Annotated in this window: 24 protein-coding genes; 18 read left to right on the top strand and 6 right to left on the bottom strand. The window is 65.6% G+C overall.

The window, feature by feature from the left end; all coding sequences use genetic code 11:
* Window positions 1-109: 109 nt before the first annotated feature.
* Genes rplI through rpsF form a run of 4 tightly spaced genes read right to left on the bottom strand, consistent with a single transcriptional unit; the run spans window position 110 to window position 1,553 of the window.
* Complete coding sequence (gene rplI, locus DA1_RS01495; RefSeq protein ID WP_013801023.1) at window positions 110-562, bottom strand: 50S ribosomal protein L9; 453 nt, start codon at window positions 560-562, stop codon at window positions 110-112.
* Between the two features lie 11 nt (window positions 563-573).
* Entirely contained in the window at window positions 574-855 is a 282-nt protein-coding gene (gene rpsR / locus DA1_RS01490) for a 30S ribosomal protein S18 (RefSeq protein ID WP_012207026.1), read from the bottom strand.
* An 18-nt stretch (window positions 856-873) separates the two neighbouring features.
* Complete coding sequence (gene priB / locus DA1_RS01485) at window positions 874-1,164, bottom strand: primosomal replication protein N (protein ID WP_034396646.1); 291 nt, start codon at window positions 1,162-1,164, stop codon at window positions 874-876.
* Window positions 1,165-1,190: 26 nt separating this feature from the next.
* Window positions 1,191-1,553: a 30S ribosomal protein S6 gene (rpsF, locus tag DA1_RS01480; protein WP_012207028.1), complete on the bottom strand. Its 363-nt coding sequence runs from the start codon at window positions 1,551-1,553 to the stop codon at window positions 1,191-1,193.
* A gap of 307 nt (window positions 1,554-1,860) precedes the next feature.
* Between rpsF and grpE the strand changes: the two genes are divergently transcribed.
* The 3 genes from grpE (at window position 1,861) to dnaJ (ending at window position 5,713) form a co-directional block, all read left to right on the top strand.
* Window positions 1,861-2,406, top strand: coding sequence for a nucleotide exchange factor GrpE (grpE, locus tag DA1_RS01475; RefSeq protein WP_013801022.1), 546 nt, complete (start codon window positions 1,861-1,863; stop codon window positions 2,404-2,406).
* Between the two features lie 114 nt (window positions 2,407-2,520).
* The gene (gene dnaK / locus DA1_RS01470; RefSeq protein WP_034396649.1) at window positions 2,521-4,470 is read left to right on the top strand and encodes a molecular chaperone DnaK; all 1,950 of its coding nucleotides are present in this window, start codon (window positions 2,521-2,523) and stop codon (window positions 4,468-4,470) included.
* Between the two features lie 100 nt (window positions 4,471-4,570).
* Window positions 4,571-5,713 (top strand): molecular chaperone DnaJ, encoded by a 1,143-nt coding sequence (gene dnaJ, locus DA1_RS01465; RefSeq protein WP_013801020.1) that lies wholly within the window; start codon window positions 4,571-4,573, stop codon window positions 5,711-5,713.
* Between the two features lie 69 nt (window positions 5,714-5,782).
* On the opposite strand, the gene DA1_RS01460 is transcribed toward dnaJ, so the two are convergent.
* Window positions 5,783-7,048: an SEL1-like repeat protein gene (locus DA1_RS01460; RefSeq protein ID WP_230590930.1), complete on the bottom strand. Its 1,266-nt coding sequence runs from the start codon at window positions 7,046-7,048 to the stop codon at window positions 5,783-5,785.
* A 241-nt stretch (window positions 7,049-7,289) separates the two neighbouring features.
* Between DA1_RS01460 and DA1_RS01455 the strand changes: the two genes are divergently transcribed.
* From DA1_RS01455 to accD, 13 genes are all read left to right on the top strand, one after another.
* Window positions 7,290-8,234 carry a LysR family transcriptional regulator gene (locus DA1_RS01455; protein WP_012207033.1) on the top strand — a complete coding sequence of 315 codons (945 nt, stop codon included), beginning with the start codon at window positions 7,290-7,292 and terminating at the stop codon, window positions 8,232-8,234.
* A 63-nt stretch (window positions 8,235-8,297) separates the two neighbouring features.
* A complete protein-coding gene (gene leuC, locus DA1_RS01450; protein WP_034396655.1) occupies window positions 8,298-9,719 on the top strand; it encodes a 3-isopropylmalate dehydratase large subunit in 1,422 nt (473 codons plus the stop codon).
* A gap of 31 nt (window positions 9,720-9,750) precedes the next feature.
* Window positions 9,751-9,876: an entericidin A/B family lipoprotein gene (locus tag DA1_RS01445; protein WP_012207035.1), complete on the top strand. Its 126-nt coding sequence runs from the start codon at window positions 9,751-9,753 to the stop codon at window positions 9,874-9,876.
* Between the two features lie 20 nt (window positions 9,877-9,896).
* On the top strand, window positions 9,897-10,550 hold the full coding sequence (gene leuD / locus DA1_RS01440) for a 3-isopropylmalate dehydratase small subunit (RefSeq protein WP_012207036.1): 654 nt from the start codon (window positions 9,897-9,899) through the stop codon (window positions 10,548-10,550).
* Window positions 10,551-10,646: 96 nt separating this feature from the next.
* On the top strand, window positions 10,647-11,717 hold the full coding sequence (leuB, locus tag DA1_RS01435; protein WP_034396659.1) for a 3-isopropylmalate dehydrogenase: 1,071 nt from the start codon (window positions 10,647-10,649) through the stop codon (window positions 11,715-11,717).
* A 76-nt stretch (window positions 11,718-11,793) separates the two neighbouring features.
* A complete protein-coding gene (locus DA1_RS30195; protein WP_141441563.1) occupies window positions 11,794-12,006 on the top strand; it encodes a hypothetical protein in 213 nt (70 codons plus the stop codon).
* A 99-nt stretch (window positions 12,007-12,105) separates the two neighbouring features.
* Window positions 12,106-13,218 carry an aspartate-semialdehyde dehydrogenase gene (gene asd / locus DA1_RS01430; RefSeq protein ID WP_013801017.1) on the top strand — a complete coding sequence of 371 codons (1,113 nt, stop codon included), beginning with the start codon at window positions 12,106-12,108 and terminating at the stop codon, window positions 13,216-13,218.
* A gap of 367 nt (window positions 13,219-13,585) precedes the next feature.
* Window positions 13,586-16,492, top strand: a complete 2,907-nt coding sequence (locus DA1_RS01425; protein WP_174549350.1) for a motility hub landmark protein FimV — start codon at window positions 13,586-13,588, stop codon at window positions 16,490-16,492.
* A gap of 113 nt (window positions 16,493-16,605) precedes the next feature.
* Window positions 16,606-17,454, top strand: a complete 849-nt coding sequence (truA, locus tag DA1_RS01420; RefSeq protein WP_034396664.1) for a tRNA pseudouridine(38-40) synthase TruA — start codon at window positions 16,606-16,608, stop codon at window positions 17,452-17,454.
* Between the two features lie 32 nt (window positions 17,455-17,486).
* The gene (locus tag DA1_RS29420; RefSeq protein WP_013801014.1) at window positions 17,487-18,209 is read left to right on the top strand and encodes a phosphoribosylanthranilate isomerase; all 723 of its coding nucleotides are present in this window, start codon (window positions 17,487-17,489) and stop codon (window positions 18,207-18,209) included.
* Window positions 18,187-19,443, top strand: a complete 1,257-nt coding sequence (gene trpB / locus DA1_RS01405; RefSeq protein ID WP_034396669.1) for a tryptophan synthase subunit beta — start codon at window positions 18,187-18,189, stop codon at window positions 19,441-19,443. Before DA1_RS29420 ends, trpB begins: the two co-directional genes overlap by 23 nt.
* Window positions 19,440-20,249 carry a tryptophan synthase subunit alpha gene (gene trpA / locus DA1_RS01400; protein WP_034396671.1) on the top strand — a complete coding sequence of 270 codons (810 nt, stop codon included), beginning with the start codon at window positions 19,440-19,442 and terminating at the stop codon, window positions 20,247-20,249. Before trpB ends, trpA begins: the two co-directional genes overlap by 4 nt.
* A gap of 65 nt (window positions 20,250-20,314) precedes the next feature.
* Window positions 20,315-21,190 carry an acetyl-CoA carboxylase, carboxyltransferase subunit beta gene (gene accD, locus DA1_RS01395; RefSeq protein WP_012207044.1) on the top strand — a complete coding sequence of 292 codons (876 nt, stop codon included), beginning with the start codon at window positions 20,315-20,317 and terminating at the stop codon, window positions 21,188-21,190.
* A gap of 78 nt (window positions 21,191-21,268) precedes the next feature.
* On the opposite strand, the gene DA1_RS01390 is transcribed toward accD, so the two are convergent.
* On the bottom strand, window positions 21,269-21,826 hold the full coding sequence (locus DA1_RS01390) for a YggT family protein (RefSeq protein ID WP_013801011.1): 558 nt from the start codon (window positions 21,824-21,826) through the stop codon (window positions 21,269-21,271).
* Window positions 21,827-21,916: 90 nt separating this feature from the next.
* Between DA1_RS01390 and DA1_RS01385 the strand changes: the two genes are divergently transcribed.
* Entirely contained in the window at window positions 21,917-22,591 is a 675-nt protein-coding gene (locus DA1_RS01385) for an LON peptidase substrate-binding domain-containing protein (protein WP_034396674.1), read from the top strand.
* 245 nt (window positions 22,592-22,836) lie between these two features.
* Window positions 22,837-24,396 (top strand): lysine--tRNA ligase, encoded by a 1,560-nt coding sequence (gene lysS / locus DA1_RS01380; RefSeq protein ID WP_013801009.1) that lies wholly within the window; start codon window positions 22,837-22,839, stop codon window positions 24,394-24,396.
* Window positions 24,397-24,435 lie beyond the last annotated feature (39 nt).

Genomic DNA, 24,435 nt, shown 5'->3' with positions numbered 1-24,435 from the left:
CATCGTAGCGGCTGGCAAAAGGCCGCGCCACCCGGCGTCATCACCCTGGCACGGCAAAGCAAAAAGCCGCCCTAAGGCGGCTTTTTGGTGATACGGGACAAGCCCCGGATCAGGAGTGGTCGCCGTAGACCGACACCGTCACTTCGACGCTGACGTCGGTGTGCAGTGCCACGACCACGGTGGCGTCGCCCACGGTCTTGATGGGACCGTTGACCAGGCGAACTTGCGACTTGGCGACGGCAAAGCCGGCCTTGGTCAGTTCTTCGGCGATGTCGGCGTTGGTCACCGAGCCGAACAGGCGGCCGTCAACGCCAGCCTTCTGGGTCAGCTTGACGTTTGCGCCGTTGAGCTTTTCGCCCAGTTGCTGAGCAGCAGCCAGCTTTTCAGCCGCTTGCTTTTCCAGTTCGACGCGCTTGGCTTCGAACTCGGCCTTGGCGGAAGCCGTGGCACGACGGGCAGCGCCCGTGGGGATCAGGAAGTTGCGGGCGTAGCCGTCTTTGACCTTGACGATGTCGCCGAGGCCACCGAGGTTCACAACCTTGTCGAGCAGAATGACTTGCATGGTTGTATTCCTTAGATCTTGTGCTGGTCAGAGTAAGGAACCAGAGCCAGGAAGCGGGCGCGCTTGATGGCCGTGTTCAGCTGACGCTGGTAGATGGCGCGCGTGCCGGTCAGGCGAGCGGGCACGATCTTGCCGTTTTCACCGATGAAGTCACGCAGGGTGTCCACATCCTTGTAGTCGATTTCTTCGACGCCGGCGACGGTGAAGCGGCAGAAGCGCTTGCGCTTGAACAGCAGCGACTGCGTGTTGCGCTTGGGGCGCTTGTCCTTGTTGAATTTCTTGAACGTGGCCATTTCTGGACCTCTTGAAAATTAGTTTTGTTGAATGTCCTGGATGTGTAAAACCAGCAATTTGCCGTTGCGGGGCGTTGCCAGGAAGCCTTGGAACTTCCACTGGCTGCCGAGCGCCTGGCGGGCCAGCTTTTCAGCCAGCGCGCCAAAGGCCACCGCCTTGACAGATGCCGTCACGCTGCGTTCGCTTCCTGCTTCCTTTTGCCGCGACGCGTGTTCGAGTCGCAGTTCAAGGGCGGGCAGCCCTGCCGGCGTGTACCGCAGTGCTTGAAGCTCTGCGATGGCTGCCGTCAGTGCAACGTGGTTCTCCACTCCTTCAGGTTCTGAAAGGGCTGGGCTCAGGCCTGTTCGGTCTGGCTGGCCTTGCGGGCTTCTTCACGCTCGACGGTCTTCATCATCGAGGAAGGCGCAGTGTCGGCCTTCTTCTTCTGAACCGTCAGGTGACGCAGCACGGCATCGTTGAACTTGAAGGCATGCTCCAGCTCAGCCATCACAGCCTGGTCGGCTTCGATGTTCAGGCACAGGTAGTGGGCCTTGGCGAGCTTGTTGATCATGTAAGCCAGTTGGCGACGGCCCCAGTCTTCTTCGCGATGGACCTTGCCACCGCCAGCGGTGATCATGCCCTTGTAGCGTTCCAGCATGGCGGGAACCTGCTCGCTCTGATCCGGGTGGATCAACAAAACGATTTCGTAATGACGCATATCGACTCCTTTTGGGAAAACGCCGCCCACTGCGTCTTGTAGCGGTGCGGCAAGGCAAAGCATTGGATTCTAGCGCAGCCCTCTTCCATCTGTACACTCCGCACTGCCCGAGACCCCGGATTCGTGTGGGGCTTTTACCCCTTCGCCCGGCTTTTGCCCCCACCGTGTGCACCTGCAGTGCGCAGGCACAGGCACAAAGCCCTTGAAAATACACCGATCCGCTCGCATCTCGATTCAAGATCGTGCAATCGCCAAGCCTGGCCTCCAGCGCGGCGATCTTTTTGTTTTGTAGCTGAAGTCTCCATCCATGTCCGAACAAAACTCCAACCCCTTTCAAGACGCAGCCCCGGAAGAAATCGAAGCCGCCATGGCGGCCAACGCCGCAGACGAGCTGCAGCGCCTGCAGGCCGAGCTGGCCGAACTCAAGGCCAAGAGCGCCGAGCTGGCCGACCAGTTCCTGCGCGCCAAGGCCGAGGCAGAGAATGTGCGCCGCCGCGCGGAAGACGAAGTCTCCAAGGCCCGCAAGTTCAGCATCGAGAGCTTTGCCGAAAGCCTGCTGCCCGTCTGCGACAGCCTGGATGCCGCACTGGCCATCCAGCAGGCCACGCCAGAGCAGCTGCGCGAAGGCGCCGACGCCACGCTGCGCCAGCTGACCTCTGCCCTGGAGCGCAACAAGGTCGTGACCATCAACCCGGCAGCCGGCGAGAAATTCGACCCCAACCTGCACCAGGCCATCAGCATGGTGCCTGCCCAGCAGGAAGCCAACACCGTGGTGTCGGTGCTGCAAAAGGGCTACCTGATTGCCGACCGTATCCTGCGCCCGGCCCTCGTGACCGTGGCCCAGCCCCAGTAAGCGTGCGCTCACGGCAGCGTTGACAAAAAAGAGGCAAAGCCCCTTGAAGCAGCGCCTGCCGGCCACAAGTTAGCAGTCATTCAAACATTTCACAGAACGCGGAGAGAACTCAAAATGGGAAAAATCATCGGTATTGACCTGGGCACCACCAACAGCTGCGTGGCCATCATGGACGGCAACACCACGCGCGTGATCGAGAACAGCGAAGGTGCACGCACCACGCCTTCGATCATTGCCTACCAGGAAGACGGCGAGATCCTCGTCGGCGCCTCGGCCAAGCGCCAGGCCGTCACCAACCCCCGCAACACCATCTACGCCGCCAAGCGCCTGATCGGCCGCAAGTTCGACGAGAAGGAAGTGCAAAAGGACATCGACCTGATGCCCTACACCATCTCGCGTGCCGACAACGGCGACGCCTGGGTGGAAGTGCGCGGCCAGAAGCTGGCCCCGCCGCAGATTTCCGCCGAAGTGCTGCGCAAGATGAAGAAGACCGCCGAGGACTACCTGGGCGAGCCCGTGACCGAGGCCGTGATCACCGTGCCCGCGTACTTCAACGACGCCCAGCGCCAGGCCACCAAGGATGCAGGCCGCATCGCCGGCCTGGAAGTCAAGCGCATCATCAACGAGCCCACGGCGGCGGCCCTGGCCTTCGGCCTGGACAAGATCGACAAGGGGGACCGCAAGATCGCGGTGTATGACCTGGGCGGCGGCACGTTTGACGTGTCCATCATCGAAATCGCCGATGTGGACGGCGAAAAGCAGTTCGAAGTGCTGTCCACCAACGGCGACACGTTCCTGGGCGGCGAAGACTTCGACCAGCGCATCATCGACTACATCATCACCGAGTTCAAGAAGGACCAGGGCGTTGATCTGGCCAAGGACGTGCTGGCCCTGCAGCGCCTGAAGGAAGCTGCCGAGAAGGCCAAGATCGAGCTGTCGAACTCGGCCCAGACCGACATCAACCTGCCCTACATCACGGCCGATGCCTCGGGTCCCAAGCACCTGAACATCAAGCTGACCCGCTCCAAGCTGGAAAGCCTGGTCGAAGACCTGATCGAGCGCACCATTGCGCCCTGCCGCACGGCCATCAAGGACGCAGGCGTTTCCGTGTCCGACATCGATGACGTGATCCTGGTCGGCGGCATGTCCCGCATGCCCAAGGTGCAGGAGAAGGTCAAGGAATTCTTCGGCAAGGAACCCCGCAAGGACGTGAACCCCGACGAAGCCGTGGCCGTGGGCGCCGCCGTGCAGGGCCAGGTTCTGTCGGGCGACCGCAAGGACGTGCTGCTGCTGGACGTGACGCCGCTGTCGCTGGGCATCGAGACGCTGGGTGGCGTGATGACCAAGATGATCACGAAGAACACCACCATCCCGACGAAGTTCGCACAGACCTTCTCGACGGCCGACGACAACCAGCCTGCCGTGACGATCAAGGTGTTCCAGGGCGAGCGCGAAATGGCTTCGGGCAACAAGATGCTGGGCGAGTTCAACCTCGAAGGCATTCCGCCCGCAGCGCGTGGCGTGCCCCAGATCGAAGTGGCCTTTGACATCGACGCCAACGGCATCCTGAACGTGTCCGCCAAGGACAAGGCATCGGGCAAGGAAAACAAGATCACCATCAAGGCGAACTCGGGCCTGTCCGAGGACGAGATCCAGAAGATGGTGAAGGACGCCGAGCTGAACGCAGCCGACGACAAGAAGAAGCTGGAACTGGTCCAGGCCCGCAACCAGGGCGAAGCTGCCGTGCACAGCGTCAAGAAGAGCCTGGGCGAGCATGGCGACAAGCTCGACGCTGGCGAGAAGACCGCCATCGAGAGCGCCGTCAAGGACCTGGAAGAGGCCCTGAAGGGCGAGGACAAGGACGCCATCGACGCCAAGACCACGGCGCTGATGACGGCGAGCCAGAAGCTCGGCGAGAAGATGTACGCCGATGCGCAGGCAGCCGGCGGCCCCGAGGCAGCAGCAGCCGCCGCAGCGGCAGGTGCAGCAGGCGCCTCGGCCGGTGCAGCAGCCGCTGACGACAACGTCGTTGACGCCGAAGTCAAGGAAGTCAAGAAGGACTGAACCCAGCGCGTGGTCCCTTGACGACCGCTTGCCGCCGCGCTCGGCCCTGCCAAGGGGCTGACGCGGCGTTCCTGTTCTCACTGACTGGCTAGCAAACACCATGTCCAAACGCGATTTTTACGAGGTCCTCGGCGTTGCCAAGAACGCCTCGGACGACGACATCAAGAAGGCTTATCGCAAGCTGGCGATGAAGTACCACCCTGACCGCAACCAGGGGGATGCCGCAAGCGGGGCGGAAGAGAAATTCAAGGAGGCCAAGGAGGCCTACGAGATGCTCTCCGACAGCAACAAGCGCGCGGCCTACGACCAGTACGGCCATGCGGGCGTGGACCCCAACCGCGGCATGGGCGGCGGCGCCGAAGGCTTTGGTGGCTTTGCCGAAGCCTTTGGCGACATCTTTGGCGACATGTTCAACCAGGGTGGCGGCAGACGCGGGGGCGCCGGTGGCGGCCGCCAGGTCTACCGCGGCAACGATCTCAGCTACGCCATGGAGATCACGCTGGAGGAAGCCGCCCACGGCAAGGATGCGCAGATCCGCATCCCCAGCTGGGATGGCTGCGACACCTGCCACGGCAGCGGCGCCAAGCCCGGCACCAGCGCCAAGACCTGCACCACCTGCAACGGCATGGGCAGCGTGCAGATGCGCCAGGGCTTTTTCAGCGTGCAGCAGACCTGCCCGCACTGCCGGGGCACGGGCAAGATCATTCCCGAGCCCTGCACCAGCTGCGGCGGCCAGGGCAAGGTCAAGCGCCAGAAGACACTGGAAGTGAAGATTCCAGCCGGCATCGACGACGGCATGCGCATCCGCTCCTCCGGCAATGGCGAACCCGGCACGAATGGCGGGCCTGCGGGCGATCTCTACATCGAGATCCGCATCAAGGACCACGACATCTTCGAGCGCGACGGCGACGACCTGCACTGCAACGTGCCCGTGAGCTTCATCACGGCGGCGCTCGGCGGCGAGATCGAGGTGCCCACCCTGTCGGGCAAGGCGGCCATCGACATCCCCGAAGGCACCCAGGCCGGCAAGCAGTTCCGCCTGCGCGGCAAGGGCATCAAGGGCGTGCGCTCCAGCTATCCCGGCGACCTGTACTGCCACATCGTGGTCGAGACGCCCGTCAAGCTGACCGAGTACCAGCGCAAGCTGCTGCGCGAGCTGGAGGAATCGCTCAAGAAGGGCGGCGCCAAGCATTCGCCCAGCGGCGAGAGCTGGACCGACAGGCTCAAGAGCTTCTTCAGCTGATGCAGCACTGAGCCTCCAACAAAAACGCCTCTTCCGAGGCGTTTTTCATTGGTGCCTGCTCAACAGGACTCAGGGAGCGGGTTTGGCCTTCCAGGCCGCCGCCTGGCGCTCGGTGCGTGCACGCTCGGCCGCGCTCAGCGGCTGGGCCATGCTGTCACGCTTGGCGGCCAGCGAGGTGTCCCTGCCCGCCGCCAGCAGCATCCAGAAATAGGCCTGGGACGGGCTGCGCTCCACGCCCTTGCCCGACGCATAAAGACTGGCGAGATTGGACTGCGCCAGCGCATCGCCCTGCTGGGCGGCACGCTCCAGCCAGCGCGCGGCCTTCTCGTCGCTGGCGGGCACGCCCTGGCCATTGGCATACAGCACGCCCAGGTTGGACTGGGCTGCGGCATTGCCCTGCTCGGCCGCCTTCTCCAGCCAGTGGGCGGCCTGCGCCATGTCGCGATCGACCACGCCACCCTCGGCATAGAGCATGCCGGCATTGAATTGCGCATCGACATGGCCCTGGCCTGCCGCCGCCACAAACCAGCGCAGCGCCTGCGCCACGTCCTCGGCCACGCCCCGGCCCGTGGCATACATCACGCCCAGGCTGTACTGACCGGCCGCTTCACCTTGCTCGGCCGAGCGCTGGAACCACTGCACGGCCTGCGCGGGGTCCTTGGCGGCTCCGCGCCCCTCGGCCAGCATCAGGCCCAGGTTGTTCTGGGCAACGGCATCGCCCTGCTCGGCAGCCTTGCGATACCACTGCACGGCCTGGGCATCGTCACGCGCCACGCCACGGCCATTCGCATACATCAACCCCAGGTCGGACTGGGCTGGCGCATAGCCCTGCTGCGCAGACTTCTCATACCACTGGGCCGCCGTCTCGGCACTCAGGGCAACGCCCTGGCCGCGCTTGTACAGCGAGCCCAGCGCGTACTGGGCGCTGGCCTCGCCCTGCTCGGCATGCTGGTGCAGCGCTGCAACCTCGGCCGCGCTCAGGCCGGGCTCGCCCTTGGACGCGCCGCCACCTGCGGCTGCAGTTGCAGCAGCAGCAGCCCCCGCTGCGGCAGCGCCGCCCACCACGCCTGCAGCGGCGGCCGCCTTGGCAGGTGCGCTGCGGGTGGTAACAGGTGCCGGCTTGCCCTTGGATTTGACGGCGGTCTTGCCTGTCGGCCTCGCAGCCGCCTTGGCCGCAGGCTTGGCGGGGGCCTTTGCGCCGCTCTTGGCCGTGTTCTTCGCTGGTGGCTGCGGCTTGGCAGACGCCGGGACGGCCATGCAGGACAGGGCTGCGACCAGCAGCAATGACAGGCCTGCAGGCAGGGCTCGCAGGCCCGTCGGGTATCGATCGTTCATATGCTCTTATTTTTGCAGCAATCCATGCAGGCGACTGGCGCAAAGATTGACAAATTCTTTCAGTATGCAACCGGCGTTCCGGCGGGCATGGCTGCCCGCAGCCATCGCCACGAGGCATGACCCCCATCTCCATGAAATCGCACGACATCACCAAAGACATCGCGTTTGAAGATGACAGATCGATGACTTGTGCGAGAAAATCCATTCAACTTCTCCTAATGAGAAGCCTGAACCCCACCACATGAAGAATTCAGAGCGCAGTTTTGCACGGCGCATAGACCTTACCTCCCTGCAGCTGTTCGTGGCTGTCTGCGAACTTGGCAGCATCGGACGAGCGGCAGAGCGCGAGTTCATCGCCGCTTCGGCGGTGAGCAAGCGCCTGTCCGACCTCGAGGCCACCGTGGACACGGCCCTGCTGTATCGCCACAGCCGTGGCGTGACACTCACACCTGCCGGCGAAAGCCTGCTGCACCACGCGCGCAACGTGCTGTACGGCCTGGAGCGCATGCAGGGCGAGCTGTCCGAGTACGCCGATGGCGTGCGCGGCCATGTGCGCATCCACGCCAACATGTCTGCCATCGTGCAGTTCCTGCCGGAAGACCTGGGCGTGTTTGCGCGCAAGCACGGCCAGGTCAAGATCGACCTGCAGGAGCAGCTCAGCCCCGCCGTACTGGCTGCCGTACAGGAAGGCACGGCCGACATCGGCATCTGCTCCATGGCGTACATGCCGCTGGGCAATGGCCAGGCCACACCCGTACTGCAGCACCGCCCCTACCGCGAGGATCGCCTGGTCGTCGTGGTGCCCGAGCAGCACGCGCTGGCGCACAGCGACAGCGTGGCCTTTGCCGATGTGCTCGAATGGGACATCGTCAGCCTGCAGGCCGGCTCCTCCATCAGCCTGGCCATGCGTGCGGCCGCCGCACAGGCGGGGCATGCGCTGCACCAGCGCATCCAGGTCACCAGCCTGGATGCCATGTGCCGCATGATCGACAACGGCCTGGGCGTGGGACTGATTCCCGACCGCGCCTTCGAGCTCATGCACGGCGTGGGCCATCTGCGCGCACTGGAGCTCAGCGACGACTGGGCTCGGCGCGAGCTGAGCATCGTGGCGCGTGACTTCGACGCGCTACCCGTCACGGCCCGCCTGCTGGTCGAGCACCTGAGCCCGCCGGCCAGCGCATCCTGAAGGCCACTTGGCCGCTGGATGCCCCCAAAAATTTCCCCACGACACCAACCATTCGAGAACGCCATGGGACGCACCCTCTACGACAAGATCTTCGACGAGCACGTCATCCACACCGAGGATGACGGCACCGCCGTCCTCTACATCGACCGCCACCTGGTGCACGAAGTCACCAGCCCCCAGGCCTTCGAAGGCCTGCGCATGGCCGGCCGCAAGCTGTGGCGCATCAGCTCCGTGGTCGCCACGGCCGACCACAACACCCCCACCGACGGCTGGGAGCGCGGCTATGACGGCATTGCCGACCCCATCAGCAAGGAACAGATCACCACGCTGAACACCAACATCGGCGAGTTCGGCTCTGCGGCCTTCTTCCCCTTCATGGACAAGGGTCAAGGCATCGTCCACGTCATGGGCCCCGAGCAGGGCGCCACCCTGCCCGGCATGACCGTGGTCTGCGGCGACAGCCACACGTCCACGCACGGCGCCTTCGGCGCACTGGCCCACGGCATCGGCACGTCCGAGGTCGAGCACGTGATGGCTACCCAGACCCTGCTGGCCAAGAAGGCCAAGAACATGCTGATCAACGTCAGCGGCAAGGCGGCCCCCGGCATCACGGCCAAGGACATCGTGCTGGCCATCATCGGCAAGATCGGCACGGCCGGCGGCACGGGCTACACCATCGAGTTCGCCGGCGAAGCCATCCGTGACCTGAGCATGGAAGGCCGCATGACGGTCTGCAACATGGCCATCGAAGGCGGCGCGCGCGCCGGCCTGGTGGCCGTGGACGACAAGACCATCCAGTACGTCAAGGGCCGCCCGCTGGCCCCCACTGGCGCCGAATGGGATGCCGCCGTCTCCTACTGGAAGACGCTGCACTCCGATGCCGATGCGAAGTTCGACCGCGTGGTCGAACTGCAGGCCAGCGAGATCGTGCCGCAGGTCACCTGGGGCACCTCGCCCGAGATGGTGCTGGGCGTGGATGCCCGCGTGCCGGACCCCGACAAGGAAAAGGATGCCAGCAAGCGCGGCGCCATCGAACGCGCGCTGACCTACATGGCGCTGGAGCCCGGCAAGGCGATCGACGACATCTTCGTGGACAAGGTCTTCATCGGCTCGTGCACCAACAGCCGCATCGAAGACATGCGCGAGGCCGCCGCCGTGGTCAAGAAGCTGGGCCAGAAGGTGGCGCGCAACATCAAGCTGGCCATGGTCGTGCCCGGCTCCGGACTGGTCAAGGAACAGGCCGAGCGCGAAGGCCTGGACCAGATCTTCAAGGCGGCAGGCTTTGAATGGCGCGAGCCCGGCTGCTCCATGTGCCTGGCCATGAATGCCGACCGCCTGGAGCCCGGCGAGCGCTGCGCCTCCACCAGCAACCGCAACTTCGAAGGCCGCCAGGGCGCGGGCGGACGCACCCACCTGGTGAGCCCGGCCATGGCTGCAGCCGCCGCCATCCACGGCCACTTCGTGGACATCCGCAGGTTCTCCTGATCCGATCCCGCAACTGCCCCGCCTGCACACCATGAAGCCCTCCTTCTCGATCCTCCTGATCGGCCTGGCCTTCACCCTGGCCGCCTGCAATACCGTCAAGGGCATTGGCCAGGACGTGCAAAGCGCGGGCAGCGCCATCGAACGCGCCGCCCGCTGAACCCTGAATCCGATACAGCCATGCAACAATTCACCGTGCACAAGGGCCTTGTCGCCCCCATGGACCGCGAAAACGTCGATACCGACGCCATCATTCCCAAGCAGTTCCTCAAGTCGATCAAGAAGACCGGCTTCGGCGTGAACCTGTTCGACGAATGGCGCTACCTGGACCATGGCGAGCCCGGCCAGGACCCGGCCTCGCGCAAGCCCAACCCCGACTTCGTGCTCAATCAGCCGCGCTATGCGGGCGCCTCCATCCTGGTCGCACGCAAGAACTTCGGCTGCGGCTCTAGCCGCGAGCACGCGCCCTGGGCCCTGGACCAGTACGGCTTTCGCGCCATCCTGGCGCCCAGCTTTGCCGACATCTTTTTCAACAACTGCTTCAAGAACGGCCTGCTGCCCATCGTGCTGCCCGAGGCCACGATCGACATGCTGTTCAACGAGATCGCGGCCTTCCCCGGCTACGAGCTGACCATTGATCTGGATCGCCAGGTGATCGTGCGCCCGCAGGGCGAGGAGATCCCTTTCGATGTCATCGCCTTTCGCAAGTTCTGCCTGCTCAACGGCTTTGACGATATCGGCCTGACGCTGCGCCACGCCGACAAGATCCGCGCCTACGAGGCCGAGCGCCTGGCCACCAAGCCCTGGCTGGCACACACGCTGGTGCAGCGCTGATCGATCTCCACTTGCGCGCATCAATGGGCCGCAGGCGTTGCTGAACCAGCCGCCGGCGGCCTTCCACCATCCGAACAGTCTCTCAAAAGGAACACCATGAAAATCGCAGTCTTGCCCGGTGATGGCATCGGCCCCGAAATCGTTGCGGAAGCCGTGAAGGTGCTGGGCGCCCTGGGCCTGGACTTCGACATGCAGACGGCCCCCGTGGGCGGCGCTGCCTACGAAGCTGCCGGCCACCCGTTGCCCGAATCCACGCTGAAGCTGGCCATGGAGGCCGACGCCGTGCTGTTCGGCGCCGTGGGCGACTGGAAGTACGACACGCTGGACCGCCCGCTGCGCCCCGAGCAGGCCATCCTGGGCCTGCGCAAGCACATGGGCCTGTTCGCCAACTTCCGCCCGGCCATCTGCTATGCGGAACTGACCCACGCCTCCAGCCTCAAGCCCGAGCTGGTCGCGGGCCTGGACATCCTCATCATCCGCGAGCTGACCGGCGACATCTACTTCGGCCAGCCGCGCGGCCGCCGCGTGGCCACCGACGGCCACTTCCCCGGTGCCGAGGAAGCCTTCGACACCATGCGCTACTCCAAGCCCGAGATCGAGCGCATCGCCCATGTCGCCTTCCAGGCCGCGCAAAAGCGCAGCAAGCGCGTGACCAGCGTGGACAAGGCCAACGTGCTGGAAACCTTCCAGTTCTGGAAGGACGTGGTCACCGAAGTGGGCCAGCAGTACCCCGATGTGCAACTGGACCACATGTACGTGGACAACGCCGCCATGCAGCTGGTCAAGGAACCCAAGCGCTTTGACGTGGTGGTCACGGGCAACATGTTCGGCGACATCCTGTCCGACGAAGCCTCCATGCTGACCGGCTCCATCGGCATGCTGCCCTCGGCATCGCTCAACTCCAGGGGCCAGGGCCTGTACGAGCCCAGTCACGGCTCGGCCCCCGACATCGCCGGCAAGGGCATTGCCAATCCGCTGGCCACCATCCTGTCGGCCGCGATGATGCTGCGCTTCTCGCTGAACCAGGAAGCTGCCGCCCAGCGCATCGAAGCCGCCGTGCAAAAGGTGCTGGCCCAGGGCCTGCGCACGGCCGACATCTATAGCGAAGGCACGACCAAGGTCTCCACCCGCGAGATGGGCGATGCCGTGGTGGCCGCACTGGCCTGAAGTCCATGACGGCCGCCAGCCTCCAGGCTTGCGGCTGTCCCTGTGGCGGGCGGGCACTGCCCTGCTCCGCCACAACATGGCAAAACGTCAAAATAGACGTCCGGTTTTCGCCGATTCGACGAAGATATTCATCAAAACAGACATTCTCTTTCCTGGCGTATTCGATAGAATGACGTCTCTTATGTTTGCCGCCCGCCCGTTCCTCCTGCTGAACATTGCACCCGCCGCCCTGGCTGGTGTGGCTGCGCGCGCAATCACCTCCACAACCATTACGACAATCAAAGGCTGACCCAGCCCGGTTCGTCGTGCGCCCTCACCTGGCCTAGACGAGCCGGGCGACAACAGTCTTGATCAAGCACTGTTTTCACACTGAAAGGGCGTTTCAAAAATGAGCAAGCAATTGGTAGGCCTCGTCGGCTGGCGCGGCATGGTCGGCTCCGTGCTGATGGACCGCATGCAGGCAGAGGGCGACTTCGACCTGATCGAGCCCGTGTTCTTCTCCACCTCCAACGCTGGCGGCAAGGCCCCGGCCATGGCGAAGACCCACACCGAGCTGCGCAATGCCAACGACATTGCCGAGCTGTCCAAGTGCGACATCATCATTACCTGCCAGGGCGGCGACTACACCAAGGAAGTCTTCCCCCAGCTGCGCGCCTCGGGCTGGAACGGCCACTGGATCGATGCCGCGTCGTCGCTGCGCATGGAAGGCGATGCCGTCATCGTGCTCGACCCCGTCAATGAAGGCCTGATCCAGTCCAAGCTCGCCGCGGGCGGCAAGAACTGGATTGGCGGCAACTGCACCAACTCCATCTTGCTGATGGGCCTGGGCGGCCTGTTCAAGGCCGGTCTCGTGGAATGGGTCAGCTCCATGACCTACCAGGCAGCCTCCGGTGGCGGCGCCAACCACATGCGCGAACTGCTCAAGGGCATGGGCGTGGTGCACGCTGCCGTGGCCGACGAACTGGCCACGCCCGCATCCGCCATCCTGGACATCGACCGCAAGGTGGCCCAGACCATCCGCACCGACGTGCCCACCGAATTCTTCGGCGCACCGCTGGCCGGTGGACTGATCCCCTGGATCGATGCGCAGCTGGACAACGGCCAGTCCAAGGAAGAGTGGAAGGGCCAGGCCGAGGTCAACAAGATCCTGGGCACCGAGCAGACCATCCCTGTCGATGGCCTGTGCGTGCGCATCGGCGCCATGCGCTGCCACAGCCTGGCGCTGACCCTCAAGCTCAAGAAGGACCTGCCCCTGGAAGAGCTGGAAGCCATCATCAAGTCCGGCAACCCCTGGGTGAAGTGGGTTCCCAACGACCGCGCCATCACCGTCAAGGAACTGACCCCTGCCGCCATCACCGGCGGCCTGGAAGTCGGCGTGGGCCGCGTGCGCAAGCTGAACATGGGCCCCGAGTATCTGTCGGCCTTCGTGATCGGTGACCAGCTGCTGTGGGGCGCCGCCGAGCCGCTGCGCCGCATGCTGCGCATCCTGCTCGCCGCCTGAGCATCGCCGGCTTGAGCCAACACAAAAAGCGCCATGTCCCGGCCCGGGACATGGCGCTTTTTTCGGCTTTAAGCCCTGGGCAATTGGGCACAATGCCCAGGTCTCTTGTCCATTGGCTGTAGGTGGTTGCCTACAATCACCAAAGATACATTGTGTTTCTTCTCGTTGCCGTTCGACAACAACTATTGGCGTTCGCCGGCAACCAGACGCTTGTGATCCTATAGCGTGGCCGACAATGCGACCCAAGCACCTTGGTAGATGGCGTGCCATCTATCCCCGGGTAAATTTCAATTACATGTGCAAGCGCGGGCATTCCCACAATAACAATAGTGCCTGCCCAATTGCATCCACACAGGTTTGACGCTTTATGCATCGTTGGAAACTCTCTGTGCTGGCCACTGCGGCCGTCGTCTCGGTCGCACTGCCCGCCTCCGAGGCCTGGGCACTGGCTCTGGGCCGGGTGAACGTGCAATCGGCCCTGGGCGAGCCCCTGCGTGCCGAAGTCGAAATCCCCCAGATCACCGCCGCTGAAGCCGAAGGCCTGCGCGTGGGCGTGGCCTCTCCCGGCGTCTTCCGCACCCAGGGCATGGAGTACAACGCCACCGCCAGCCAGGTGCGCGTCAGCGTGCAGCGCCGCGCGGATGGCTCGGCCGTGCTGCGCCTCACAAGCACACAGCCCGTCAACGAACCCTTTGTCGATCTGGTGATCGACGCCAGCTGGGCCTCGGGCAACCTGCAGCGCAACTACACCCTGCTGCTGGACCCGCCCACCCTGCAAAAGCTCCCGCCTGCCGTGACGGCTGCAGCCCAGGCCTCGGCACCCGAGCCCGCCGCAGCGCCGCGCCGCGCAGCCCCCGCCCCCTCGCAAGCTGCATCGCAAGCCGCTGCAGGCAACACCGAGGAAAGCCGCCCCGCGCCAGCAGCAGCGCGCCGTGCCGCCCCGGCAGCCCGCGAGCGCGCCGCAGCGGCTCCCGCGCCGTCCGAGGCCTCCGAAGTCCGCATCAAGGCCGGGGACACGGCAGGCCGCATCGCCGCCACCCACCTGCCAGCCGGCGTTTCGCTGGACCAGATGCTGGTGGCCATGCTGCGCACCAATCCCAAGGTTTTCATCAACGGCAATGTGAACCGCATGCGCTCCGGCGCCGTGCTCACCGTGCCGGACGAAGCCACGGCCCAGGCCACCTCGCCGCGCGAAGCGCGCCAGATCGTTGCCGCCCAGTCCCGCGATTTCAACCAGTTCCGCCGCCAGCTGGCCAGCGCCGCGCCGGCCGCGCCCGTGGCATCGGCCAACCGCGAAGCATCGGGCAGCGTCCAGGCCCAGGTCGAAGACCGCAAGCCGTCCACCGCAGCACCCGACAAGCTCACCCTGTCCAAGGGCGCCGTCAAGGGCGTGGAGGCCGACGAGCGCCTGGCCAAGCAAAAGCAGTCGGACGACCAGGCATCGCGCACGGCCGAGTTGCAGCGCAACATGTCCGAGCTGAGCCAGATCGCCGCCGCCACCAAGCCCGCCGAAGGTGCTGCTGCAGCACCTGCCTCGGCAGCCAGCGGCACGGCAAACGGCGTCGCTGTGCCGGGCGCGCCGACCGTGCCTGCAGCGCCTGAAGCTGCAGCACCCCAGACAACTCCCGCGGCCCCGGCAGCGCCTGCCGATGCAGCTGCTGCGGCCGCTGCGCCCACCGCTGCTCCAGACGCCGCAGCCAATGCAGCCGGCTCGGCAGCGCCCGCAGCAGAAGCTGTGCCCGCCACGCCCGCTTCGGCCGAGCCGCCGAAGCCCAAGCCGGCACCCGCCCCCGTCGCGCCGATCGCCGAGCCCAGCTTCATCGATACGCTGCTGGAAGACCCAACCATCCCGCTGGCCGGTGCTGCCCTGCTGGCCCTGCTGCTGGGCTATGGCGGCTACCGCGTCATGCAGCGCCGCCGCGCCGCTGCCGCCTCCAGCGAAAGCGCCTTTGGCGACAGCCAGCTGGCAGCCGACTCCTTCTTTGGCGCCAGCGGCGGCCAACGCGTGGACACCGGCACTTCGAGCCAGCTGTCCGGCACCTCCATGCATTACTCGCCCAGCCAGCTTGATGCGGGCGATGTGGACCCCGTGGCGGAGGCCGACGTCTACCTGGCCTATGGCCGCGACCTGCAGGCAGAGGAAATCCTCAAGGAAGCGCTGCGCACCGACCCCAACCGCACCGCACTGCACCAGAAGCTGGCCGACATCTACGCCAAGCGCCATGACCGCAAGGCCTTCGAGGCCGTCGCGCAGACCCTGCATGGCCTGACCCAGGGCAAGGGCGTGGACTGGCAGCGCCTGGCCGACCAGGGCCGCATCCTGGACCCGGAAAACGCCCTCTACCAGCCTGCAGGCGCCGCGCCCCTGTCTGGTGCCGCCGTTGCCGGTGGCGCCGCAGTGGCTGCTGCCGGACTGGCTGCCGCCTCGCTGGCCAGCCGCCCCCTGGACATGGATGCGCACCGCGAAGGCCCTGCCACCCTGCCTATGGACCTGGACATGGACCTCAACATGGACCTGCCCGGCGGCCTGGCCGATGCCAGCCTGCCCGCGCAGCACGCCAGCCCCCTGCCCGCACCGGCCCCCATGCCCAGCGAACAGGACTTCGCAGCGCTGGAGCCCACGCTGCGCGCGCCGCTGGAAGCCACGCCCTCCGCAAAGGACGACACACCTCGCATCGAGCCCCACGTCGAGCCACCCGTTGCATCGCTGGACATGCCCGGCTTCCAGCCCACGGCCCACGCCTCGCTGAGGGACGCCCTTAACCATAGCAACGCCATGGACGGCATGCAGCCGACCGAGATGCTGTCGCTGGACATGCCCGGCACGCAGGTGGCCGACAGCTTCCCGGCCACCGAGCCCTCGCCCCTGACCAGCTCCACTACGGACGACAGCCATGCCAAGACCGAGCTGCTGTCGCTGGACGCCATGGAGTTCAACCTGGAAGGCCTGAGCACGGAGGCACCTGCCCCAACGCCGGCAACGCCCCAGGCAGGCGGCGTGCTGGAGACGGCGGCCAAGGCCAAGCCCGAACCGGCCGAGTCGCTGGAATTCGACCTGGGCAGCCTGTCCCTGGACCTGGGCAACGACGCCCCTGCCGTGGCAACCCCGCCCTCGGCCCCTGAAGACCCGCTGGCCACCAAGCTGGCACTGGCCCAGGAATTCAACGCCATCGGCGACAGTGACGGAGCCCGTACACTGATCGAGGAAGTGATCGCCGAGGCCCACGGCGATCTCAAGGCCAAGGCCCAGCGCCTGCTGGCCGAGATAGATTGAAGCCCGGCGGCGCCTGCCCAGGCGCCGCACCGGTTTCGCGTGACAGGGTGGTGCAAGCCGCCATGGAAAACTGACAACTTGATGCACACCCAACCCATGCCGGAGGCCTCGCAATGCGCGTAGCCCTCGGCGTCGCCTACAACGGCCAGCGCTACAGCGGCTGGCAAAGCCAGCTGTCTGGCAACACCATTCAAGACCATCTCGAAGCGGCCCTGGGCCGCTTTGCCGCTCAGGAGGTGCACACCCTCTGCGCGGGCCGCACCGATGCCGGCGTGCACGGCCTCATGCAGGTCGTCCACTTCGACACGCCGCTGGACAGGGCCCCGTTCTCCTGGGTCCGTGGCACCAACACCTTCCTGCCGCCGGACATTGCCGTGCAATGGGCCCAGCCCGTGCCCGATGCCTTCCATTCGCGCGCCTGTGCCACGGCAAGGCGCTATGCCTATGTGCTGCTGCAATCGCCCGTGCGCCCCAGCGTGGAGGCCGGGCGCGTGGGCTGGGTGTTCCATGCGCTCGATGGTGATGCCATGCAGGCCGCCGCCCGGCACCTGCTGGGCGAGCACGACTTCAGCTCGTTCCGCGCATCGGGCTGCCAGGCCAAGTCTCCCGTCAAGACGCTGCACCGTCTGTCCATCACCCGCCGCATGGCAGGCGATGGCGCCCAGATGGCCGCAGCCAGCTCCATGCGGCCCGGCGATGCGGCCATGGAATGCTGCTACTGGCGCTTCGAGTTCGAAGGCAGCGCCTTCCTCCACCACATGGTGCGCAACATCATGGGCTGCCTGATCGCCATCGGCCAGGGCGCGTATGCGCCGCAGTGGATGCAGCAGGTACTGGACGCCCGCTCCCGCGATGCCGCCGCGCCCACCTTCTCGCCCGACGGCCTGTACTTTCTGGGCCCCGTATACGATCCTTCATGGGGCCTTCCTTCGCGCAGCCCGGCCTATGATTGGCTCCCGTGAACGGACAAGCCCTCCCCCATTCTTCAGCCCCCATGCAGCGCACTCGAATCAAGATCTGCGGACTCACCCGCGAACAGGACGTGGACGCCGCCGTGGCTGCGGGTACCGATGCGGTGGGTTTTGTGCTCTACGCCCCCAGTCCGCGCGCCGTGACGGTGCAGCGCGCTGCAGAACTGGCGCGGCGCCTGCCGCCCTTCGTGACCCCGGTGCTGCTGTTCGTCAATGAAAGCGCCGCCAACGTAATGGCTGCCTGCGCCGCCATCCCGGGCGCCTGCGTGCAGTTCCACGGCGACGAGTCCCCCGAGGACTGCCTTGCCGCCACATCGGGCGGCACCCGCGCCTTCCTGCGCGCCGCACGCATTCCCCTTGGTCCCGACGCCGCGCGCTTCGACCTCGTAGAATATGCACAGCGTTACTCGAAAGCCCAGGCCATACTGCTCGACGCCCATGTCGACGGCTATGGTGGTGGCGGAAAAGCATTCAATTGGTCACTCCTTCCACCAAACGTCGCCTCTCACCTCGTTTTGTCTGGTGGACTCACGCCTGCAAACGTGACCGATGGCATCTTGCAAGTGCGCCCGCGAGGACTCTCGCTGGCCGTTGATGTCAGTTCCGGCGTCGAGGCCGATGGTCCCGACGGCAAGCCCCTCAGGGGCATCAAGGACGCCGGCAAGATACACCGATTCATCGCCGCCGTGCGCGCGGCCGATGACCAACTTTTGCAGACAAGCCATGTTCGAATACCAGTACCCTGACGCATCCGGCCACTTCGGCCGCTTCGGCGGCAGCTTTGCCAGCGAAACCCTGACACACGCTCTGACCGAGCTGCGCGACGCCTACGCCAAGTACCAGAACGACCCGGAATTCGTTGCCGAATTCCAGTCCGAGCTGGCCCACTTCGTCGGCCGTCCCTCGCCCGTCTACCACGCGGCACGCATGTCGCGCGAGATGGGCGGCGCGCAGATCTACCTCAAGCGCGAAGACCTCAACCACACGGGCGCGCACAAGATCAACAACGTGATCGGCCAGGCCATGCTTGCCCGGCGCATGGGCAAGCCCCGCATCATTGCCGAGACCGGCGCGGGCCAGCACGGCGTGGCCACGGCCACCATCTGCGCGCGCTACGGCCTCGAATGCATCGTCTACATGGGTGCCGAGGACGTGAAACGCCAAAGCCCCAACGTCTACCGCATGCGCCTGCTGGGCGCCACGGTGGTGCCAGTGGAGTCGGGCAGCCGCACGCTCAAGGACGCGCTCAACGAGGCCATGCGCGACTGGGTGGCCAACGTGGACAACACCTTCTACATCATCGGCACCGTGGCCGGCCCCCATCCCTACCCGGCGATGGTGCGCGACTTCCAGAAGGTCATCGGCGAGGAGTGCCTGACGCAGATGCCCGAATTCCTGGGCGCCGACCGCCAGCCTGATGCCGTGGTCGCCTGCGTGGGCGGCGGCAGCAATGCCATGGGCATCTTCCACCCCTACATTCCGTTCGAGAACACGCGCCTGATCGGCGTGGAGGCGGCCGGCGAAGGCCTGGACAGCGGCAAGCACTCGGCCTCGCTGCAGCGCGGCAGCAGCGGCGTGCTGCACGGCAACCGCACCTTCATCCTGCAGAACGAGAACGGCCAGATCACCGAGACCCACAGCATCAGCGCCGGCCTCGACTATCCCGGCGTCGGCCCCGAGCACGCCTGGCTGCAGGAACTGGGCCGGGCCCAGTACGTGGGCATCACCGACCAGGAGGCGCTGGACGCCTTCCACTACCTGTGCCGCACCGAAGGCATCATTCCCGCCCTGGAGTCCAGCCATGCCGTGGCCTATGCCATGCAACTGGCCAAGACCATGCGCGCCGACCAGTCCATCCTCGTGAACCTGTCCGGTCGCGGTGACAAGGACATCGGCACCGTGGCCGACCTCTCGGGCGCCGATTACTACGACCGTCCCTCCATGCGCGGGCTCACGGTCAAGGGAGGAGCAGCTCAATGAGCCGCATCACCACGACTTTCGCCAAACTCCAGGAAGAAGGCCGCAAGGCCCTGATCCCGTACATCACCGCAGGCTTCCCGTTCGCGGCCATCACGCCGTCGCTGATGCACGGCATGGTGGAGGCCGGCGCCGACGTGATCGAGCTGGGCGTGCCCTTCTCGGACCCCATGGCCGACGGCCCCACCATCCAGAAGGCAGGCGACCGCGCCATCGCCAATGGCGTGGGCCTGGTGCAGGTGCTGGCCTATGTGCGCGAGTTCCGCCAGAAGAACCAGACCACGCCCGTGGTGCTGATGGGCTACGCCAACCCGGTGGAGCGCTACGACCAGATCCACGGCAATGACCGCTTCGTGGACGATGCGGCCGAGGCCGGCGTCGATGGCCTGCTCATCGTGGACTACCCACCCGAGGAGTGCGAGGCATTCGCCGCGCAACTGCGTGCGCGCGACATGGACCTCATCTTCCTGCTGGCGCCCACCTCCACCACCGAGCGCATGCAGCAGGTGGCGCGCGTGGCCAGCGGCTATGTCTACTACGTCTCGCTCAAGGGCGTGACCGGAGCAGGCACGCTCGACACGGCGGCCGTGGAAGCCATGCTGCCGCGCATCCGCGAGCATGTGAGCATTCCCGTGGGCGTGGGCTTCGGCATCCGCGACGCGGCCACGGCCCAGGCCATATCCCGCGTGGCTGACGCCGTGGTCATCGGCAGCCGCATCACCGAGATGCTGGACGGCCAGCCCCACGAAAAGATCGTCCCCCTGACCATCGACTTCCTGCGCGGCGTGCGCAAGGCACTCGACGCGTAGGTCGCATAATGCAGCCCTTGCATGCGGCCCGGTGCCGCATGCCCTGCGCCTGAAAAGGAAACACCATGTCCTGGCTTGAAAAACTCCTGCCTGCCAAAATCCAGCAAACCAACCCCACGGATCGCCACCAGCAGATCCCCGAGGGTCTGTGGATCAAGTGCCCGAGCTGCGAGACCGTGCTCTACAAGGCCGATCTGGAGAAAAACCAGAACGTCTGCCCCAGCTGCAGCCACCATCACCGCATCGGCGCGCGCGCCCGCCTGAACCATTTCCTGGATGCCGAGGGCCGCTATGAAATCGGCCAGGAAGTCATCCCCGTCGACGCCCTGAAGTTCAAGGACAGCCGCAAGTACCCCGAGCGCCTCAAGGAAGCGCTGGAGAACACCGGCGAGACCGATGCTCTGGTCGTCATGGGCGGCGCCATCAAGAGCGTCAACGTGGTCGCAGCCTGCTTCGAGTTCGAGTTCATGGGCGGCTCCATGGGCTCCGTGGTCGGCGAGCGCTTCGTGCGCGGTGTCGAGACCGCCATCGAGCAGAAGGTCCCCTTCATCTGCTTCACCGCCACGGGCGGTGCGCGCATGCAGGAAGGCCTGTTGAGCCTGATGCAGATGGCCAAGGCCAATGCAGCGCTCACGCGCCTGGCCAAGAAGGGCCTGCCCTACGTCTCGGTGCTGACCGATCCCACCTTCGGTGGCGTCTCCGCCAGCTTCGCCTTCGTCGGCGATATCGTCATTGCCGAGCCCAAGACCCTGGTCGGCTTCGCCGGCCCGCGCGTGATCGAAACCACCGTGCGCGTGAAGCTGCCCGAAGGCTTCCAGCGCGCCGAGTTCCTACAGGACAAGGGCGCCGTGGACATGATCGTGGACCGCCGCGAGCTGCGCGACCGCATCGCCGCATCGCTTGCCATGCTGCAGCGCCTGCCGGCCGACGCGGTCCAGTAAAGCCTCGCGCAGACACAAAAAAAGCCGCCGCAGGTTGATGCCTGCGGCGGCTTTTTCACGTCCACGAAACCAGGGAAATCAGGCCAGCAGCATCAGGCCCGACCCCTGGATATACCCCAGCACCATCAGCGCGATCTGCAGCAGCACCAGAGCCACCAGTGCCGACAGATCGATACCGCCGATCAGCGGAACAACACGGCGGATGGGCCGCAGCATGGGCTCGGACAGGCGCTGCAGCACGCCATACATCGGCGACTGCGGCTGCACCCACGACAAGATGGCATAGATCAGCAGCACGCCCACCATGCCCGACAGCGCCACGCGCGCCAGGCCGCACAGCGCCAGCCAGGGCAGGGCAACCACGGTGGACTGCCCACCCATCAACAGCCACAGCAGCACGAACTGCAGCATCTGCAGCAGGAAGGCGGCGATCAGGCTGGACATATCCCAGCGCCCGGCCGGCTTGATGATGCGGCGCAGCGGCATCACGATCCAGTCGGACAGCGCAAACACCAGCTGCCCCACGGGGTTGCCGAAGGGCACGCGCTGGGCCTGCATGTACATGCGCAACAGGCAGACGCCGGTCAACAGGCCAACGACCACGTCGAGCAAAAAGGAAACGATCTGAAAAAGCATGGCGTTGTAGGACTGCGGGAGGAAGATCGGACCATGGCCATCCGGCCTTGGCACAGCATGGGATGATAGCTGCCGCATCCCGCCCATCACATGACCGCCCCTACCGCACTGCACTCCCTGCCGCTGTTCCCCCTGGGCAGCGTCCTCTTTCCCCAAGGCCTGCTGAGCCTTCGCGTCTTTGAAGTCCGCTACCTGGACATGATCCGCAAGTGCGAGCGCACGGGCGCTCCCTTCGGCGTGGTGGCGCTGCAGGCCGGCAGCGAAGTGCGCAAGGCCGGCGCGGCCGCCGAGCAATTGCACGCCGTGGGCACGCTGGCCCGCATCGTCCAGTTGCAGCAGCCCCAGCCCGGCCTGCTGCACCTGCAGTGCGAAGGCACGCAGCGCTTTCGCATGCAGGAGCATCGCCAGCTGCCCCACGGCCTGTGGGTGGCCGATGTGCAGATGCTGCCTGCCGATGCCGCCGTACCCATCCCCAGCCACCTGCTCGCCACCGCCCAGGCCCTGGCCCAGGTGCTGATGCAGCTGCACGCGCGCTCCACAGACGCCGACCATGCCCGACTGCCCAGCGCCGAACAGATGGGCGACTGCGGCTGGGTGGCCAACCGCTGGACCGAGCTGCTGCCCATGCCGGTCTCCATCAAACAGCAACTGATGGCGCTGGACAGCCCGCTGGTGCGGCTGGAGCTCGTGGCCGATGTGCTGGAGCGCAGCGGCATAGGCCATGCCCAGGGCCCCGCACCCGGCTCCCCTTCCGCCGGGCACTGACGAATTGGCGGGACAGCGGCGTCATACCGCAGCGGCGTCCGGCACATTGGCAGCACCGCGCACCGAAAGCGCGCCAAAAAACTTAAAATCGCGGATTCAGCCCGCCAGCTGCGGGGCTTGCCGGTGGCATTTGCTGCCGCCTCTGCACCCTCCAGCCCTTTGCGCCTGGCTTTTTTCGGCTTTTCCCGCTTTTTTCCCCCGGCTTTTTTCCGGCCCCTCGGCGTTTTGCGCTGGCGCTCATTGTCATGACCGAACACAACACCCCATCCGCAGCGGACCAGACCGCTCCCCAGGACGAAAACCAACTCATCGCCGAGCGCCGCGAAAAACTCAAGGCCCTGCGCGAACAGGTCCGTGAACAGGGCGGCGTGGCCTTTCCCAACGACTTCAAGCCCGCCGACCGCGCCGAGGCGCTGCAGCAGGCCCATGCCGACAAGAGCGCCGAGCAGTTGGACGCCGAAGCCGTGCAGGTCAGCCTGGGCGGCCGCATGATGCTCAAGCGCGTCATGGGCAAGGCCAGCTTTGCCACCATCCAGGACGGATCGCTGGGCCCCACGCACGGCCGCATCCAGCTGTACATCACGCGCGACACCGTGGGCGAGGAGGTCTATGCGGCCTTCAAGCGCTGGGACCTGGGCGACATCCTGGGCGCAGAGGGCACGCTGATGAAGACCAAGACGGGCGAGCTGTCGGTCAAGGTGCAGACGCTGCGCCTGCTCACCAAGAGCCTGCGCCCCATGCCCGACAAGTTCCACGGCATGGCCGACCTGGAGCAGAAGGTGCGCCAGCGCTATGTGGATCTGATGATGGACGAGCAGGCCCGCCGCCGCTTCATCGCACGCAGCAAGGCCGTCTCGGGCATCCGCGAATTCATGGTGGAGCACGGCTTCCTGGAAGTGGAAACGCCCATGCTGCACCCCATTCCCGGCGGCGCCAACGCCAAGCCCTTCGTCACCCACCACAACGCGCTGGACCAGGAGATGTACCTGCGCATCGCGCCCGAGCTGTACCTCAAGCGCCTGGTGGTCGGCGGCTTCGAGCGCGTGTTCGAGATCAACCGCAACTTCCGCAACGAAGGCATCTCGGTTCGCCACAACCCCGAGTTCACCATGATGGAGTTCTACGCGGCCTACTGGAACTACCGCGACCTGATGGACTACACCGAGGCGCTGGTGCGCGACGCCGCGCAAAAGGCAGTGGGTACGCTGCAGCTGACCTACGGCGGCAAGCCCGTGGACCTGTCCCAGCCCTTCCAGCGCCTGACCATTCCCGAGGCCATCGTCAAGTTCACCGAGGCGGGCGACAAGGTGGCCGACCGCGAATGGCTGACCAATGCGCTGCGCAAGCTGGGAATGACGGAAGAAAAGGACCGCCTGTCCGCCCGTACCCTGGCCAGCCTGCAGGTGCTGTACTTCGAGGAAGTGGTGGAAGAAAAGCTCTGGCAGCCCACCTTCATCATGGAGCACCCCACCGAGATCTCGCCGCTGGCGCGCGCCAATGACGAGCGCCCCGAGGTCACCGAGCGCTTCGAGCTGTACATCACCGGCCGCGAATTCGGCAACGGTTTCTCCGAGCTCAACGACGCCGAGGACCAGGCCGCGCGCTTCAATGCCCAGGTCCAGGCCAAGGACGGTGGCGACGACGAAGCCATGTACTTCGACCACGACTTCGTGCGTGCCCTCGAGTACGGCATGCCCCCCACAGGCGGCTGCGGCATCGGCATCGACCGCCTGATGATGCTGCTGACCGACAGCGCCAGCATCCGCGACGTGATCCTGTTCCCCGCCCTGCGCCGCGAACAGTAAAAACCACGGCATCCAGCGCCTGCGCGCGTTGCCAACTGA

The sequence above is a fragment of the Delftia acidovorans NBRC 14950 genome (assembly GCF_001598795.1).
Taxonomy (GTDB): Bacteria; Pseudomonadota; Gammaproteobacteria; order Burkholderiales; family Burkholderiaceae_C; genus Comamonas; species Comamonas acidovorans.
The sequence above is the reverse complement of the archived record's forward strand: the minus strand, read 5'-3'. Positions and strand labels throughout refer to the sequence as shown.